General features: G+C 67.5%; 14 protein-coding genes. 1 reads left to right on the forward strand and 13 read right to left on the reverse strand.

Annotation, left to right across the window (positions count from 1 at the left end):
• Positions 1-5: 5 nt before the first annotated feature.
• The 8 genes from ACIP1G_RS25235 to ACIP1G_RS25270 form a co-directional block, all read right to left on the reverse strand.
• Positions 6-1,160, reverse strand: coding sequence for an acyl-CoA dehydrogenase family protein (locus ACIP1G_RS25235; protein ID WP_400741825.1), 1,155 nt, complete (start codon positions 1,158-1,160; stop codon positions 6-8).
• Positions 1,157-2,362, reverse strand: a complete 1,206-nt coding sequence (locus ACIP1G_RS25240; RefSeq protein WP_400741827.1) for an acyl-CoA dehydrogenase family protein — start codon at positions 2,360-2,362, stop codon at positions 1,157-1,159. The genes ACIP1G_RS25235 and ACIP1G_RS25240 overlap by 4 nt, the downstream gene beginning before the upstream one ends.
• An 85-nt stretch (positions 2,363-2,447) precedes the next feature.
• Positions 2,448-3,617: an acyl-CoA dehydrogenase family protein gene (locus ACIP1G_RS25245; RefSeq protein ID WP_400741830.1), complete on the reverse strand. Its 1,170-nt coding sequence runs from the start codon at positions 3,615-3,617 to the stop codon at positions 2,448-2,450.
• 10 nt (positions 3,618-3,627) lie between these two features.
• Positions 3,628-4,806, reverse strand: coding sequence for a lipid-transfer protein (locus tag ACIP1G_RS25250; RefSeq protein WP_400741833.1), 1,179 nt, complete (start codon positions 4,804-4,806; stop codon positions 3,628-3,630).
• 14 nt (positions 4,807-4,820) lie between these two features.
• Positions 4,821-5,240, reverse strand: a complete 420-nt coding sequence (locus tag ACIP1G_RS25255; protein WP_346643633.1) for a MaoC family dehydratase — start codon at positions 5,238-5,240, stop codon at positions 4,821-4,823.
• Positions 5,212-6,345 carry an acyl-CoA dehydrogenase family protein gene (locus tag ACIP1G_RS25260; protein ID WP_400741835.1) on the reverse strand — a complete coding sequence of 378 codons (1,134 nt, stop codon included), beginning with the start codon at positions 6,343-6,345 and terminating at the stop codon, positions 5,212-5,214. The genes ACIP1G_RS25255 and ACIP1G_RS25260 overlap by 29 nt, the downstream gene beginning before the upstream one ends.
• A gap of 13 nt (positions 6,346-6,358) precedes the next feature.
• Positions 6,359-7,327 carry a bifunctional MaoC family dehydratase N-terminal/OB-fold nucleic acid binding domain-containing protein gene (locus ACIP1G_RS25265; protein WP_400741837.1) on the reverse strand — a complete coding sequence of 323 codons (969 nt, stop codon included), beginning with the start codon at positions 7,325-7,327 and terminating at the stop codon, positions 6,359-6,361.
• A gap of 57 nt (positions 7,328-7,384) precedes the next feature.
• Positions 7,385-8,158 (reverse strand): SDR family oxidoreductase, encoded by a 774-nt coding sequence (locus ACIP1G_RS25270; RefSeq protein WP_400741840.1) that lies wholly within the window; start codon positions 8,156-8,158, stop codon positions 7,385-7,387.
• A 138-nt stretch (positions 8,159-8,296) separates the two neighbouring features.
• On the opposite strand from ACIP1G_RS25270, the gene ACIP1G_RS25275 reads away from it, so the two are divergent.
• On the forward strand, positions 8,297-9,082 hold the full coding sequence (locus ACIP1G_RS25275) for an enoyl-CoA hydratase (RefSeq protein WP_400741843.1): 786 nt from the start codon (positions 8,297-8,299) through the stop codon (positions 9,080-9,082).
• Positions 9,083-9,460: 378 nt separating this feature from the next.
• Here ACIP1G_RS25275 and ACIP1G_RS25280 read toward each other — a convergent pair whose 3' ends face one another.
• The 5 genes from ACIP1G_RS25280 to ACIP1G_RS25300 all read right to left on the reverse strand — a co-directional run bounded on the left by ACIP1G_RS25280 (position 9,461) and on the right by ACIP1G_RS25300 (position 16,809).
• Entirely contained in the window at positions 9,461-10,228 is a 768-nt protein-coding gene (locus ACIP1G_RS25280) for an SDR family oxidoreductase (RefSeq protein WP_400741845.1), read from the reverse strand.
• Positions 10,225-11,901: an FAD-binding protein gene (locus ACIP1G_RS25285; RefSeq protein ID WP_400741847.1), complete on the reverse strand. Its 1,677-nt coding sequence runs from the start codon at positions 11,899-11,901 to the stop codon at positions 10,225-10,227. Before ACIP1G_RS25285 ends, ACIP1G_RS25280 begins: the two co-directional genes overlap by 4 nt.
• A complete protein-coding gene (locus ACIP1G_RS25290) occupies positions 11,898-13,619 on the reverse strand; it encodes an FAD-binding protein (protein WP_400741849.1) in 1,722 nt (573 codons plus the stop codon). The genes ACIP1G_RS25285 and ACIP1G_RS25290 overlap by 4 nt, the downstream gene beginning before the upstream one ends.
• Before the next feature lie 140 nt (positions 13,620-13,759).
• The gene (locus ACIP1G_RS25295; RefSeq protein ID WP_400741852.1) at positions 13,760-15,340 is read right to left on the reverse strand and encodes an amidase; all 1,581 of its coding nucleotides are present in this window, start codon (positions 15,338-15,340) and stop codon (positions 13,760-13,762) included.
• A 32-nt stretch (positions 15,341-15,372) separates the two neighbouring features.
• The gene (locus tag ACIP1G_RS25300) at positions 15,373-16,809 is read right to left on the reverse strand and encodes a coniferyl aldehyde dehydrogenase (RefSeq protein ID WP_400741855.1); all 1,437 of its coding nucleotides are present in this window, start codon (positions 16,807-16,809) and stop codon (positions 15,373-15,375) included.
• Between the last annotated feature and the right edge of the window lie 71 nt (positions 16,810-16,880).

Consider the following 16,880-nt stretch of genomic DNA (forward strand, 5'->3'; position numbering starts at 1 on the left):
TGCGCTCAGGCGCAGGCCTCGTCAAGGGCCGCATAACGTTCGCAATGGAAATCACGATCACCCAGGCAGGCCTGGGCCACCCGCACCCGCTTCAGGTACAGGCCGACGTCCAGCTCGTCGGTCACGCCAATGCCGCCATGCATCTGCACCGCTTCGTTGGCAACTTTCAGCGCGGTATCGCCGGCCTTCCACTTGGCCAGGCTGACCAGCCGCCCGCGCTGGGCCGGCTGCAGTTGCGCATCGTCAAGCGCTGCCAACCCGGCCATCACCGCACTGCGCGCCAAGGCCAGGTCGGTGTACAGCTTTGCGGCGCGGTGCTGCAGGGCCTGGAACGAGCCGATCGGCACGTCGAACTGCACGCGGGTCTTGAGGTACTCCACGGTGGTTTCGAACAGTTGCTGCGCGGCGCCCAGCAGTTCCGCCGCCAGGCACGCCCGGCCGCGGTCGAGCACAGCGTCCAGCACTGCCCAGGCACCGCCGGCCTCACCCAGCAGCGACTCGCGGCCGACCCGCACCTGCTCCAGGCGCAGGCGCCCGCTGTTGCGCGAGTCGATCAGTGGCAGCGCCGTGCACTGCACGCCCTGGCTGTCGGCCGGGACCAGGAACAGGCTGATACCGGACTCTTCGCCAGCTTGGCCGGCGGTCCGCGCCGCCACCACGTAGGCATCGGCACCGACGCCATCGATGACCCAAAACTTTTCCCCGCTCAGGCGATAACCGTCGCCCTCGGCGACCGCCGCCATGGCCACGTCGCTGGGGCGGTGACGGGCACCCTCCTCTAGCGCCAGGGCCAGGCGCCGCTCACCAAGGATCGCTGCCTGCAGCCAGTCGTTGTGCTGCTGCGCCGAGCCAGCCAAGGCCAGCAATGAGCCGGCCAGAACCACGCTGGACAACAGTGGCGTCGCCGCCAGGTGCTGGCCCTTGGCCTCGAAGATCGGCCCCAGGCCCATACAGCCGAAGTCCAACCCACCGAGGTGCTCGGCAAACGGGATCGCGCTCCAGCCCAGCTCCACCGCCTCGCGCCACAGCTGGCTGTCGAAGCCTTGCGCCACGCCCTGGTCACGCAGGCGCCGCTGTGCCGCGACCGGGCTGCGCGCGCCCAGGAAGTCGCGGGCACTGTCGGCCAGCAGGCGTTGTTCATCGTTGTAACGCAGGTTCATGCCGATACTCCTTTCTTGCCGTCGGGCAGGCCCAGCACGCGCTTGGCGATGACATTGAGCTGCACCTCCGAGGCCCCACCGGAAATGGTCAGGGCATAGCTGTTGAGCCAGGCGCGGGTCACCGCCAGTTCGCGCTCGCTGAAGCCCGGCTGCTGCCAGCCAAGGCCATGGCCGCCCATGGCATCGAGCAGCACCTCGAACTTGTCGCGCTCCTGCTCGGTGTGCAGCAGTTTCATGATCGCCATCAGGCCACTGATGTCATCGCCACTACGCCCCTCCTCGGCCATGCGCTGCACCGTCAGGCCATAGGCGTGCTCGTCCATCGCGCAGGCCACCGCCCGCGCCTGCAAGGCCAGTTCGCCCTGGCTGGCGGGCCGTGGCAGGTATTCGCGCAGCAGCGCCAGCAGGTCGAAGTGCGAAGGCAGGCTGAACTCGCCGAACTTGGACATGGCCTTGCGTTCGTGCTGCAGCAGGTATTTGCCGAGGTTCCAGCCGCCATTGAGCGGGCCGATCAGCTGGCTCTTGGGCACTTTCACCGCGTCGAAGAACACTTGGCAGAACGCCGACTTGCCACTGATCAGGTCGATTGGCACCGGCTTGACCCCGGGGCTGCGCATGTCCAGCACGATCAGGCTGATGCCCTCGTGCTTGGGCGCCTGGTTGTCGGTGCGCACCAGCGCATACATCCAGTCGGACTTGTCGCCGTAGGACGTCCAGATCTTGCTGCCATCGACCACGAAGTGGTCGCCTGCGTCACGCGCGGCCATCTTCAGGCTGGCGAGGTCGGAGCCGGCGTTGGGCTCGGAAAAGCCCTGGCACCAGCGCACTTCACCGCGCGCCATGGGCGGCAGCAGGCTGCATTTCTGCTCCTCGCTGCCGTAGGCCAGAAGCACCGGCCCGAGCATCCAGATGCCCAGGTTGATCTGCGGTGGACGGCACTTGAGGCGGCGCATTTCGCTTTCCAGCACCGCCACGTGCTCGGCATCCAGGCCGGCACCGCCGTAGGCTTCAGGCCATTCGGGGCAGAACCAGCGCTTGTCGCGCATGCGCTCGAACCACAGGCGCGCATCGTCATTGGGGAACTGCGGCTGGCTGGCGCCCCAGACCACATCGCCCTCGCCCATGGCGGTGCGCATCGATTGCGGGCAGTTGGCCTCCAGCCAGGCACGGGTGTCGTGCCGGAATTGCTCTATCGTGCTCATCGGATGCAACCCTCGGCCTGGCCCCGGTCTGCACCGGGGCGGGCCTTTCGTTGTCGTTGTTGTGGGTGAACCGAGCGCTACCGGCTCAGCGCTGGGTGCGCGGCATGCCCAGGCCGAACTGGGCGATCAGCTCGCGCTGGATTTCATTGGTGCCGCCGCCGAAGGTCACGGTGACCGAGGCGCGCAGCTCGTACTCCAGGTCACCGTGCAGCGCCGCTGCGGCAGAACCGCCGCGAACCACGCCATTGGCGCCGACGACGGCCGATAGCCGGCGCAGGATCTCGATGGCCGACTCCGAGCCGTAGACCTTGGTGGTGGAACTCAACGCCACGTCCATGTGCTCGCGCTCCAGGTTGGCGGCAATGCGCAGGTTGATCAGGCGCATCGCCTCCAGGCGGGCATAGCACTCGGCCAGCGAGCTGCGCACCCAGGCCTTGTCCATCGCCCGGCGGCCCTGCTCGTCACGCGCCTTGGCCCACAAGTAGACGCGGCGGAACAGCCCGGCGACCTTATCCGACCAGGAGCCCAGGCCCAGGCGCTCGTGGTTGAGCTGTGCGGTGATCAGCTTCCAGCCACCGTGCAGCTCGCCGACCAGCATGTCCTTGGGCACCCGCACGTTGTCGTAGTAAGTGGCGGCGGTCGGGTTGCTGGTGGTCGGGATCACCGTACTGGCGAACCCCGGCAGGCGGGTATCGAGGATCAGGATCGACACACCTTTGTGCCGCGCCTGGCTCGGGTCGGTGCGCGCGGCCAGCCAGATGAAATCCGCCGATTCGGCGCCCGAGGTCCACAGCTTGTTGCCGTTGACCACGAAGTGCTCGCCATCCAGGCGTGCGCTGGTCCTCAGCACGGCCAGGTCGCTGCCGGCATCGGGTTCGGAGTAGCCGATGGCGAACATGATTTCGCCGGCGGCGATGCCCGGCAGAAAACGTTCTTTCTGCACCGCGCTGCCGTGCTCCATCAATGCCGGGCCCACCGTGCTGATGGTCACGAACGGCAATGGTGCCCCGGCGATGTTGGCCTCCTCGAAAAAGATCAATTGCTCGGTGGCGGCGTAGCCCTGGCCGCCATGGGCCTTGGGCCAGCCCACCGCCAGCCAGCCGTCGCGGCCCATCTGGCGCACGGTCTGGCGGTACAGCTCGCCGCCTTCCTGGCCGCGCAGGCGCTCGCGCAGCTCGGGGGTCATCAGTGCCTGGAAGTAGTCGCGCACCTGGCGGCGCAGCGCATGTTGCTCGGGGGTGAGATCGACGAACATGCTGCGCTCCTCAGGCCGCGCCAAGAATCAGGCCGCTGGTGGGCACGCCAGTACCGGCGGTGACCAGCACGTTCTGCACATCCGCCACCTGGTTGACCGCCGTGCCACGCACCTGGCGCACCGCCTCGGCCACACCGTTCATGCCGTGGATGTAGGCCTCGCCCAACTGCCCGCCGTGGGTGTTGATCGGCAGCTTGCCGCCGCGGGCATGGTGCCCGGCGCGGATGAACTCCTTGGCCTCGCCACGGCGGGCAAAGCCGAACTCCTCCAGCTGCGGCAACACGAACGGGGTGAAGTGGTCGTAGATAACCGCCGTTTGCAACGCCTCGGGGCCGAGCCCGGACTGGCGATACAGCTCTTTGGCGACCACACCCATTTCCGGCAGGCCGGTGATGTCGTCGCGGTAGAACGAGGTCATGCTCTGCTGGCCCTGGGTGATGCCCTGTGAGCCGGCCTTGATGGTTACCGGCTTCTGCCGCAGGTCGCGGGCACGTTCGGCCGAGGTGATGACCATGGCCACCGCGCCATCAGACTCCTGGCAGCAGTCGAGCAGGTGCAGCGGCTCGCAGATCCAACGCGAGGCCTGATGCTCTTCCAGGGTAATCGGCTTGCCATGGAAGAACGCCTTCGGGTTGCTGGCGGCAAAGTCACGCGCGGCCACCGCCACCCGACCGAAGTCCTCGGAGGTGGCGCCATAGGTGTGCATGTAGCGCTGGGCGAACATGCCGACCCAGGCGGCCGGGGTATGGAAGCCGTGCGGCATGTACCAGCCATAGTTGACGTTGTCGAAGATCGGCGTGGCGGCAAAACCGTAGCTACCGCTGCCAAAGCGGTACCAGGAGCGTTCGTTCATCGCCCGGTACACCACCACTACTTTGGCCACGCCGGTGGCCACGGCCATTGCCGCATGCATGATCGGGGCGCAGGCGGCGCCGCCGCCGTGGGGGATCTGGGAGAAGAACTTGACGTCCTTGCAGCCCAGCAGGCGGGCGATTTCGTACTCGGGGACCTTGTCCACCGAATAGGAGCTGAAGCCCTCCACTTCCGACGGGTCGATGCCGGCGTCGCGCAGAGCCTCCAGGGTGGCTTCCAGAGCCAGGCGCAGCTCGGTGCGCCCGGAGTACTTGGAAAACTCGGTGGCGCCCAGCCCGACAATCGCGGCGCGCCCGGAAATCGAAAGGTTGTTCATGCTGCCTCCGCTGGTCATGGCAGCACCAGCGCGACCGTGCCGGTCACGTGGTTGCCCATTGAATTCTTGCCGCTCAGGGTCACTTCCACCGTGCGGGTCTCGGGGTCCTGGCGGGTCACGCTGCCGCTGAAGGTCATGCAGTCGCCGGGGTAGTTGGGCACGCCCAGCTTGATCTTCAGCGACGTGAAGCGCGCCAGCGGCCCTGCCCAGGCCTCGACAAAGCGCTGCACCAGGCCGTTGGTGGTGAGGATGTTCATGAACACATGGGGCGAGCCCAGTTCACGGGCGGCATCCAGGTCGTGGTGGCCGGGGAAGTAGTCACGCGTGGCAATTGCCCCGCCAGCGATCAGCGCCACGGTGATCGGCACCTCCAGGGGCGGCAAGGTTTCGCCGGGGTGCACATCGTCAAAGCGCTTGGTGTTCTTCGAGGTCATATTTCCATCCCAGCTTGTCGTTGTCGCTCAGCCAGTCGCCGAGCCGTTCCAGGCATGCCGCCGAACCGCCCAGGGCAATCCCGAGGGCGCGGCTCCAGTAGAGAAAGCGATGAATCGGGTAGGTCAGGTCGACGCCAATGCCGCCGTGCACGTGCTGGGCGACATGGCCGATGCGGTGGCCCGCCTCGCAGGCCAGGTAGGCGGTGGCCTGCGCCTCGGAGGGTGCTGGCAGGCCGGCGTCGAGGCGGTAGCACAATTGCCACAGGGCGCTGCGCAAGGCCTCCAGGGCGATATGGGCATCGGCCATGCTCATCTGCACGGCCTGGAAGCTGCCAATGCGTCGGTCGAACTGCTGGCGCTCAGCCACATAAGCCACGGTGCGCTGGATATGTTCGGCGCTGACGCCCAGCTGCAGGGCCGACAGGGCGGCAATCGCGCGTGGTTCAAGCCAGGCCAGCGCGGCGGCTGGCAGCACGCGGTCGGCGCTGACCCGCAAGCCCTCGACCTGCAGGTCGGTGATGGCTTCGCCATGGGTCAGCACGCCCGGTACGCGGCGCACGGCCGGGTTGGCCAGGTCGAGCAGCAACAGCCGTGGCTGGTCATTGGCCAGTACCGGCAGCAGCGCCGCCTGGGCTTGCCCACCCAGGGCCAGTGCCGGCACCTGGCCCGACACCTGCCAGCCCTCGGCGCAGGCAGTGGCGGTCAAGGCGATGCCACCTGCGGCATGCAAGCCGTCCAGCGACAGGCTCAGCAACAGCTCGCCAGACGCGGCCTTGGCGGCCAGTTGCAGCGCGTCGCCCAGGCCGAAGGTGGCCAGGGTCGCGGCGGCCAGCTGGTGGCGCCACAGCGGCACCTGGCCCAGGCTACGCCCCTGCGCCTGCAGTACCAGCATCAGCTCGGTCATGCCCAGGCCGCTGCCGCCCTGGGCTTCAGGGATCGCCAGGGCGTGCAGGCCGGTTTCCTGGCACAGCGCCCACAACGGCACCATCAACGGCTCGCCGCTGCTGTCCCATTGGCGCAGGTAGTCGTCATGGCAGTGGTCGCTGAACAGGCTATCGGCCATCTGCTCGATGGCGCGCTGGTCTTCACTCAGTTGAAAATCCATGCGTGCGCCCCCCCTACTCGGCCACGGGCCGGAACAACGGCAAGGTCTGCTGCTCGTCGAAGGTGTGGAACTCGACCTGCAGGCGCTGGCCGATCTGCAGCTGCTCGCGCTGCACACCGGTAAGCCCGGCGACCAGGCGCACGCCTTCGTCCAGCTCGATCAGGCCGATCGGGTTGGGGTGGTCGAACGGCGGTACTTCCGGGTAGTGCATGACCACGAACGAATACAAGCTGCCGCGCCCGCTGGCCTGGACGCTGTCCCATTCGAAGCTGTGGCACTGCATGCACACTGGTGCCGGTGGGTGGCGCAAGGTGGCGCAGGCGCTGCAGCGCTGGATCAACAACCGGCCCTCGGCGCAGCCCTCCCAGAAGAACCGGGTGTCGTCGCTTACCCCCGGCAACGGGCGCTTGGCCTTGGCCACTGTGGCCTCGGGCTTGGCCGCAGGCTGCGGGTTGGCCGGGCGGAACTTGAACACCCGGAACAGCAGCTCGCCTACCGGCTCGTCGCCCTCGGGCTTTTCGACGAAATGGCTCATCACCAGGGTGACGAAGAAGCCGGTGCCCAAGGCGGTGGTCTTCTCGTCGCCCACCGCGTCCAGGCGGGTGGTGTAGTACAGCCGTTCGCCCAGGTGCACAGGGCGGGTGAAGCTCAGCTCGGAGTTCACCGCCACCACCGAGGCGTAGCCGTATTCCTCGATCAGCTTGAGCACTTCATACGGGTTCTGCTCGGTGGAGCCCGGCGGGTAGTTGTTGGCGTGCAGCCCCTCCATGGTCCACACCTGGAGCATGGCCGGCGGCGCGACGATGGCCTGGTGCGGGCTGCTTTGGGCAAAGTCGCTGTCGCTGTAGAGCGGGTTGTCGATGCCCATGATCTCGCACCACTGGCGGATCATCGGCGCATTCACCGCATCCCAGGCATACACCCGGCCATATTCGCGGCCCACGAGGGCGCGCACGCTGGATAGCAATTGTGGATCAGCCAAAGTCGTCTCCTGCAACGTGAGGGCGGCAAGCCGATGCGGCCACCGCCAGGTGGTCGATCAAGTGGGTAAGGTTTGTGCCGCGCCGAGAAACGCCGGGCGCTCGCCACCGCCGTGCAGCAGCAGGTTGCAACCACTGGCATAGCTGGCTAGCGGTGAGGCGATGTACAGGCAGGCGTTGGCGATGTCGCAGGCAGAGGCCATGCGCCCGGCGGGTATGCCGGCGCTGACGGCGGCAATGCCATGTTCGTTGCCGTAGTGCAGGTGGGCCTGGTCGGTCAGCACCAGGCCGGGGCTGACCGCGACCACGCGCACCTTGGGCGCCCACTCCACGGCCAGCGATTGCACCAGCGCCAGGACCCCGGCCTTGGCCGCGCCATAGGCGGCGGTACCGGGCGATGCGCGCAAGGCGCTGATGCTGCCGATGAAGACGATGCAGCCACCCTCGGCCTGGCCCTGCATCAGGCGGTTGGCATGCTGGGCCGCGTTGAGCGGCGCGATCAGGTTCAGCCGCAGGACGCTCTCGTGAAAGCGTGGCGAGGCCGTGGCGGCGACCGCCGACGGGCTGCCACCGGCGTTGTTGACCAGCACGTCGAGGCGGCCGAAGTCACGTTCAATGGTGTCGAACAATGCCTGCAGCGAATCACCCTCGCGTACGTCGGCGGCGATGAACACCGCGCTGCGCCCATCGGCGCTCGGCAGTTGCCCGGGCTGGCTGCGGGCGCAGACGATCACCTGCGCCCCGGCCGCGAGAAACCCCTCGGCGATACCGGCACCAATGCCCTTGCTGCCGCCGGTGACGAGCACCACCTTGCCACTGAAATCAAGCCTCATTGCATGCTCCTCGTTCTGCTGTGCAAACCGACTCTAGAGGCTCGCTGCCGGCTGTACTTCGTCTGAACGGACGATGAATGGGCCAAGGCCAAGGGCAACACTGGCGGCTATCGCGCGCCCCTGCACATGAGGAAAACCATGCCTGATACCGCCGCACCACCGGTCCTGCTCGAACGCCCGCTACCCGGGGTGGCCCTGTTGCGACTGAACCGCCCACACGCCACCAATGCCCTGAGCCTGGAGCTGCAAGCCCTGCTGTCGCGGCACTTCGCCGAACTGGGCGCAGACCCGCAGGTGCGCTGCATCCTGCTGACCGGCGGCGACAAGGTGTTCGCCGCCGGGGGCGACATCGGCAGCATGGCCGGGGTGGGCCCGATCGATATCTACCAACGGCACACCGAACGGGTCTGGGCGCCGATCCAGCACTGCCCGAAACCGGTGATCGCCGCCGTGTGCGGCTATGCCTACGGCGGGGGCTGCGAGCTGGCGATGCTGGCCGACCTGATCGTCGCCGGGCGCGGCGCGCGCTTCTGCCAGCCGGAAATCCGCATTGGCATCATGCCCGGCATCGGCGGCACCCAGCGCCTGCTGCGGGCGGTGGGCAAGGTCAAGGCCATGCGCATGGCCCTGACCGGGCAGCCGATCAGTGCCGAGGAAGCCTGGGTGGCAGGGCTGGTCAGCGACCTGGTCGACGATGACCAGGTGCAGGCCCATGCGCTGGAGCTGGCGCGGGTGATCGCGGCCATGCCGGCGCTGGCGGCCGAGCAGATCAAGGAGGTGATTCTGGCGGGGATGGATGCGCCGCTGGATGCGGCCTTGGCGCTGGAGCGCAAGGCCAATGCGTTGTTGTTTGCCTCAAGAGACCAGAAGGAAGGGATGCAGGCGTTTATCGAGAAACGGCCGGCGCGGTTTGAGGGCTGGTGAGGTTTTTTGGGGGTTGGGTTGGGGCCACCATGTGCCTGGCTTGACAATTTCAGCGCCTGTGGTTTTCCTGGCTTGGGATTTTCAGCGCCTGTGAGATCGAGCGCCGCCCGCGCGGCGCTTCGCGGGTGAACCCGCTCCTACGTTTGTTTCGGGCCAGTTATTCCTGAGGCAGAGGCGCGCGGCCCTTTTGGCGTTCACCTCGATATTGTGTGGAACAAACAAGGCGGTCGCGCGCGCTGGCACAGGCGATACTGGCCCGAAACAAACGTAGGAGCGGGTTCACCCGCGAAGCGCCGCGCGGGCGGCGCTCGATCTCACAGGCGCTGAAAATCCCAAACCAGGAAAATCCCAAGCGCTGAAAATCCCAAGCCAGGTCCCTCAAATCGACATCACCATCTGCCCACTATCAATCCGCAACTCCACCCCATTCACCGCCCGCGCCTCGTCACTGGCCAGGTACAACACACTGGCCGCCACATCCTCGGGCAGGCACATGCGGTTCATCGGGTCGCTGTCGATGGTCAGGCGCGCCGGGTCGACACCCTCGGGAAAGCCACCCCGGGTCATGTCGGTCAGCACGCCATCCGGGTTCAGCGAGTTGCAGCGGATGCGATAGCGCCGCCGCCGGCAGAACGCCGCCACCGAGCGGGTCAACGCCGCCACCGCGCCTTTCGAGGCACTGTAGGCCAGGTAATCGTCACGCCCGGCCAGGGCCGCCACCGACGACAGGTTGATGATCGAGCCACCGTGCTGCTTCATCAGCGTGATGCCCGCACGGCAGCCAAGGAACACGCTGGCGGCATTGACCCGCATCAGCCGGTCCCAGTCGCGCAGTTCGGTGTCCTCGATGTTGCCGGGCTGCAGCATGCCGGCATTGTTGAGCAGGATATCCAGGCGGCCATGGCGCTTGGCAATGACCTCCATCACCCGCTGCCACTGCGCTTCATCACTCGCATCATGGACGATGAAGCTGGCCGCCGGGCCGAGCGCTTCAGCCAGGGCCAGCCCGGCCTGCTCGTCGATATCGCTGATCAGCACCTGGGCACCCTGCTCCACCAGCAGCCGTGCACTGGCCGCACCAATGCCCTTGGCGCCCCCTGTGACCAGGGCAACCTTGCCCTGCACCCGCCCGTTTCGTTCACTCATGACGCCACCTCGCAGTCAGTGTTCAAGCGTGCCCCGGCCACCACGGCTGCTCCGGCACGGCGCCCGGAGAACACGCAGTCGGCCAGGGACAGGCCACTGATGTAAAGATGTGAAGGAATACCAAGCGCCGTGCGCCCGGCCGCGAACAGCCCGGCGATAGCCTGGCCAGCGTGGTCCAGCACTGCGCCGCTTTGCTCGCACACGCGCAGGCCGCCCAGGGTCAAGGCCCCCAGCGGGAAGATCGGATTGCCCACGGAAATGTCACAGGCATAGAACGGTCCCTGCTCCAGCACCTGGCGCCCACCCGGTGACTTGCCGAACGGGTCCGCTGCCTGGCCACGGGCGGCGGCATTGTTGGCCAGCAACGCCTGACGCAGGTTCTCGGCCTGCATGCCGGTACTTTGCGCCAGCTGCGGCACGGACTTGCCCTTGCGTGCGCCAAACAGCATCAACACCAACGCCGGCAAGGCCTGGAACCACCAATAACCGCCGAGCAGCGCCTCGTGCAGGGCGCGCTTGCGCAGCGGCGCATCGAGCACCAGCCAGGCTTGCCCGCCCTGCTCTTCCATCAATGGCTGGCCGAGGGTGGCGCCATACACTTCTTCGTTGCAGAAGCGTTCACCGGCACGATTGACCACGATGCCCTTGTGCCAACTGTACGGTGGGTTGATGAAGCGCCAGGCCGACACCCGCTGCAGGCGGTCGCTGGCAGCGCCGACGCTGTGGCCCAGGCGCAGGCCGCTGCCGTCACAGCCGGTGGTGCCGACCTTGAAGTTGCGCCGAAAGGCTGGCGCATGGGCCTTGATCAGTTCGCGGTTGAAGATGAAGCCGCCGGTGCTGAGAATTACCCCATTCAGTGCCCGCACCAACCAGGGTTTGGCATGCTTGTGCTCAAGCGCGCTCAGCCGCTGGCGCAAGCGGTCGCAGTAGCCCGGCGCGAAGTTCTGCAGCCGCTCGGCGCGCGCCGCCAGTCGCGCATGCTCGCGCGCCACCTTGCTGCCCGGCGGCAGGCGCCACAACTCGGCGCCGATCACCCGCCCCGCACCGTCGAGTACCAGGCGCCTGGCCGCCGACTGTGGCAACGGCCGCACACCAGCACGCAGGCAGGCCGCCTGCAGGTGGCCGTACAGCACCGCGCCGCACTGGCCGTTGCCGACCGTACGATGGCCGCGCGGCGCCGGTGCCTGTGCACCGCCGTAGGCCGGCACCAGTTCGTTACCCGAGTAGTACAGGAAGGCACCATCAGGTGGGTATGAGGTCTTGCCGCCGGGTGGCATCTGGTGGGCGAATGGCGCGCCATGGCTTTCCAGCCATTGCAGGTTGGCGACACTCTCGGCGCAGAAGCGCCGCAGCGTGTCGTCGCTGACCACGCCCTGGGTTTCGTGGCGCAGGTAGTCGAACATCGCCTCGGGGGTATCCGCGAAGCCGGCAACCTGCTGGTGGCGCGTACCGCCACCGGCGTACACCACGCCACCACTGCGGGCGCTGGCACCCCCGCCATTGAAGCGGTCGGCAACCAGCACATCGGCACCCTCGGCGCGGGCTTGCAGCGCCGCGCAGGCCCCGGCGGCGCCCCAGCCGATCACCAGCACCTCGCATCGCCCGTGCCAGTGCAACGCTGCCGCGTCATCCACCTGCAAGGGTTCGAGAATCGGCGTGACAGGTGTGTTCATGCCACCTCCCGGCGCTGTGCAGCGAGGTGGTTGGCGGCCACATAGGCAAAGGTCATGGCCGGGCCCAGGGTGCCGCCGGCACCGGGGTAGCTGGTGCCCATCACCGAGGCGGAACAGTTGCCGATGGCATACAGGCCGGCGATGGCCGAGCCGTCTTCACGCAACACCTGGGCCTGGGCATTGGTCAGCAGGCCACCCTTGGTGCCGATGTCACCCGCATCCAGGCGCATGGCGTAGTACGGCCCCTTGCGTAGCGGTGCCAGGCACGGGTTGGGCTTGATGTTGCAGTCGCCGTAGTAACGGTCGAACACATTGCCGCCGCGGCCGAAGTCCAGGTCGACACCGCTGCGCGCATAGTCGTTGACCTTGTCCACGGTACTGGCCAGGCCCTGTGCATCGATGCCGATCTTGCCGGCCAGCGCCTCCAGGGTGTCGGCCTTCCAGTACAGGGTTTCGTGCCACTCCTTGCGCAGGCGGCTGTCGGGCATGACCTGCGCCGGCATCAGCGGGCCCATGGCGTAGTTGAAGCGGAAGTTTGCGTCGAAAATCACCCAGGCCGGCACCGAGCGCCCTCCACTGCGCGCATTGTCACGGTGCATGGCATCGACGAATTCCAGGTACGGTGCGGCTTCGTTGACGAAGCGCTGGCCCTGGCCATTGACCACGATGGCGCCGGGGAAAGCGCGCTCGGCGAAGATGCCGCGCGGTTTGTCTTCACCAGGCACGGCGATGGTCGGCGCCCACCAGGCCCAGTCCATCAAGGCGGTGGCCGCGCCCTGGGCCAGGCCGGCCTGCAGCGCGGCGCCGGTGTTGTTGCCCGGTGGCGTGGCACTCCAGGCCATGCGCGTCGGCTTGGGCAGGTATTGCTCGCGCAAGGCCTGGTTCTGTTCGAAGCCGCCAGAGGCCAGGATCACCCCATGGCGAGCCTGCAGGTCGATGTCGCGGCCATCGCGGCAAATCCGAACGCCACTGACCCGGCCATGCGCCACGATCAGCTCGCGGAAGTCGCTGTTCAGCCACAGCGGTATGTTGCGGTCCATCAGCGAGCGGCGCAGCGAGCACACCAGCGAACTGCCCAGCGCGGCGCGGCGGTCGAAGCGGCTTTTGCGCCGCCATTTGAAATCGAGCTTGTAGCGCAGCATCAGGCGCAGGATCAGCAGGCGCCAGCCGAAGCCACGGGCCATGGCCTTGTGCGCATCGCGCGCAGTCCAGGCGATGCGCCCCATCAGCAGGGTCGATGGCGACGGCTTGCGCAGGTTATCCAGCTCCGCGCCGAGCAGGCTGCTGTCGAACAGCTCCGGGTCGAGGGTGCGCCCGCCGGGCAAGGCACCTGGCAGGTGCGGGTAGTAGTCCGGGTACTTCGCCGCGACGGCATAACGCACCCGGCTGCAGCGGGTCAGCGCTTCGATCATCTTCGGTGCGTTGTCCAGGTAAGCCTGCAGGCGAGCCGGGTCAACCTGATCGCCCGCGGCAGCGTCAAGGTAGCGCCGCGCCTGCTCGATACTGTCGTTGCCGCCCTGGCGTGCGAAGTAGTGATTGTTGGGGATCCAGATGCCGCCCCCGGAGATTGCCGAGGTGCCGCCGAACTTGTCGCTCTTTTCCAGGACCAGCACGCTGAAACCCTGGTCGGCAAGGAACACCGCCGAGGTCATCGCACCGGCCCCCGAGCCGACCACTATCACGTCGTACTGGGTTTGAGACTGATCTTGAGCCGTCATTGTTGTTGTGCCATTCGCTAAGGTCAGGGAGAAGCCGCCAGCCCCCTGGTGGTGCTGCTGGCGGCGTACATCCCATGATCGGCGCTGGCCGACGGGCTCTCATCGTCAAAGCGGACTAGGTGCCCGTCTCCCTCCTGGTGCTACAGCACAGCCCTGCGCCCGGCCCACGGGCGGTCCTGCTCCAGCTGGCTGGCCAGGCGCAGCAGTACGTCTTCGCCGCCCAGCCTGCCGGTGAACAACATGCCCACCGGCAGGCCGGTGTCGCTGTGCCCCAAAGGCAGGGAAATCGCCGGCTGGCCGCTGACGTTGGCCAGCACGGTGAAACCTGCGCTGCCCATCGCCCGCTGAGCGTAGCTGGCCCACGGCTGGTCGAGGCTAAGCTGGCCCAGTGCCGGGGTTAGGTTGGCCGTGACCGGCGACAGGATCACATCGAAGCGAGCGAATGGTTGCTCCATGGCCGCGCCAATGCGCTCGAAACTCTGCCGGGCGCGGTACATCGCCTCGCCATTGGTGGCGCGGGCGCGCTCCAGCACCACCTGGGTGATCTGCTCCAGGTCGGCCGGGCCTGCTGCGCGCCCCAGCACCTGCTCGCGCTCGTGGACCAGGCTCGACAGCGCCGTGCCAATCACCATGCCGTGGGCGCCGAACAGTTCGCGCGGGTCCACGTTCAGTTGCAGCTCTTCAAGCTCGTGCCCAAGGCCGAGCAACTGCTTGATCGTCTGTTCGAGGGTGGCAGCCACCGCCGCATCGAGTGGCGCCCCGGTCAGCGACTGGCGCACCACGGCCACCCGCAGCTTGCCGGGGGCACGCTGCAGTTCGTCCACATAGGGGCGTTCCAGCGGTGCACTCCAGTAGGCGCTGCCGGCCTCGTGCCCCTGCCCGGCATCGAGGAACAAGGCGGTGTCACGCAGGGTGCGCGACACCACGTTGCCGACGCTGGCACCGAACCAGCCCTCGTAGTGCAGCGGGCCACTGGGGGTGCGATAACGGCTGGGCTTGAGCCCTACCAGGCCGCAGTACGATGCCGGGATACGGATCGAGCCGCCGCCGTCGGTGGCATGTGCCACCGGTACGATCCCGGCTGCCACCGCTGCGGCCGCACCGCCCGATGAACCACCGGCGCTCATGGCCAGGTTCCACGGGTTGCGGGTCTGCCCCCAGAGCAACGATTCGGTGGTGGTGGTCAGGCCGAACTCCGGGCAGGTGGTCTTGCCGAACGGCACCGCGCCGGCCTGCTCGTAGCGGGCGATCAGGGTGCTGGTGACGCTGGCCGGCGGTGCATCGCGGAACAGCCGGCAACCGTTGCTGGTGGGCGTACCTTGCAGGTAGGTGTTGAGGTCCTTGAGCAGCAGCGGCACCCCGGCCAGCGCGCCCTTGGCGCTGTCGCCGGCACTGCGCCGGCGGGCCAGCAAGGCCCGTGCATATTCCTCGTGCAGCATGTTCACCGCGCCCACCCGGGGGTTGACGGCGGCATGCCGGGCCAGCGCGGCGGCCAGCAGCTCCTCGCCTCTGAGGCTTCCGGCGCGCACGGCCTGGGCCATCGCCCAGGCATCGAGGCTTTGATAGTCGGCGGATGACAGGCCGGTGCTGGCAGCGTCGGCAAAACGGCCCAGCAGGCCGACGCCCACGCCGACTGCGCCGGCCTTGAGCACGCTGCGCCGCGACCAGCTGGCCGTGGTGTCGCAAGGGGTTGTTTGTGGGTCTTGGGTCTGGGTACTCATGGCGTCCTGTTCTTTATTGTTGTGGTTACGCATCAGTCGGCAGTGACCTGGGCCAGCATGGCGGCGAGGTAGTGCTCGCCATACGGCGGCAACAGCCCCCACTCGCGGCGTGGGTCGTAGCCCGGCGCCTGGAACACGCTGCGCAGGTGGCTGAATTCAAGGAAGCCCTCGCGGCCATGATAATGCCCCATGCCCGAGGCGCCGACACCCCCGAATGGTGCGTCGTGCAGCGCAGCATGCATCATCACGTCGTTGAGTGTGACGCCGCCAGACAGGGTGTGGTCGAGGACGTGCTGCTGCTCCTGCAGGTCCTCGCCGAAGTAGTAAAGCGCCAGCGGCCTGGGCCGGCTGTTGATCTGGGCAATGACCTCGTCCAAGGCGTCATAGGCCAGCAGCACCAGTGCCGGGCCGAAAATCTCCTCGTGCATGATCTGCGCCTGCTCCGGGGGGTTGACCACCACCTGCAACGGCCGGCGGCGCTCGTCCGCTGCCTCGGGGGCGGTTTCCGGCATCGATTCGATACGTGCGCCGAGCGCCCGCGCGTCCTGCACCAGCGCCTCGACCCGCGCCAGGTGCCGGGCATTGACCACGGCGACCACATCCGGGTTGCCCGCCACTGTCGGGTTGAGCGCACAGTAGGCGCTGCGCAGCTCGGCAACAAAGCCTTCCAGCGCGGCACGGGGTACGTAGACCAGATCCGGGTTGATGCAGATCTGCCCGGCGTTGGTGGCCTTGGCCACGGCAACGCTGAACGCCGCCTTGGCCACGTCGGCCGTGGGCGACACGATCACCGGCGACTTGCCACCCAGCTCCAGGGTCACCGGCACCAGGTTTTTCGCGGCATTGCTCATCACCAGGCGGCCCACGGCGGTGCTGCCGGTGAACACCAGGTGGTCGAATGGCTGCGCGGTCAAGGCCTCGGCAAGGTCAGGCCCGCCGGTCACCACCGCCACCAGCAGCGGGTCGAGGTGCGCGGCGCACAGCTCGGCAACCAGCGCCGCCGTGCGCGGCAGCACTTCCGAAGGCTTGAGGATGGCCCGGTTGCCAGCGGCCAGGGCCGATGCCAGCGGGCTGAACAAGGTGTACAGCGGCGCGTTCCAGGTGCCAATGATGCCCACCGAACCCTTGGGCTGGTAACGCACCCAGGCCTTGGCGCCCAACTGATCGTAGGGCGCGAATGGCGGGCGTTGGTCATCCGCCATCCACTGCTGCAGGTGGTCCCTGGCGTGCTTGAGGCTGGCCAGGGCACCGATCACGTCGTTCATCAGGGTGAAGCCGGCTGGGCGGCCACCGAAGTCTTCGTCAATGGCCTGGGCCAGGCTTTGATGGTGGCGTACCAGCAGGTCGATCACCTGCTGCAGGCGCTGGCGACGGCACTCGGCACTGACCGCGCCCTCGGCAGCGAAGGCGCTTTTCTGCCGCATTAACAGGGCGCCGAGCGCCTGGACCGATGACGGAGCGGGTTGCATAGGTGTCTCCTCTGGCTGTGTTGCGCCCGATGCGCACGGCGCCACACTAGCCATGGCGCCGGGGTTGGCGC

The sequence above is a fragment of the Pseudomonas sp. NPDC089392 genome (assembly GCF_044749595.1).
In the GTDB taxonomy this organism is placed as follows: domain Bacteria; phylum Pseudomonadota; class Gammaproteobacteria; order Pseudomonadales; family Pseudomonadaceae; genus Aquipseudomonas.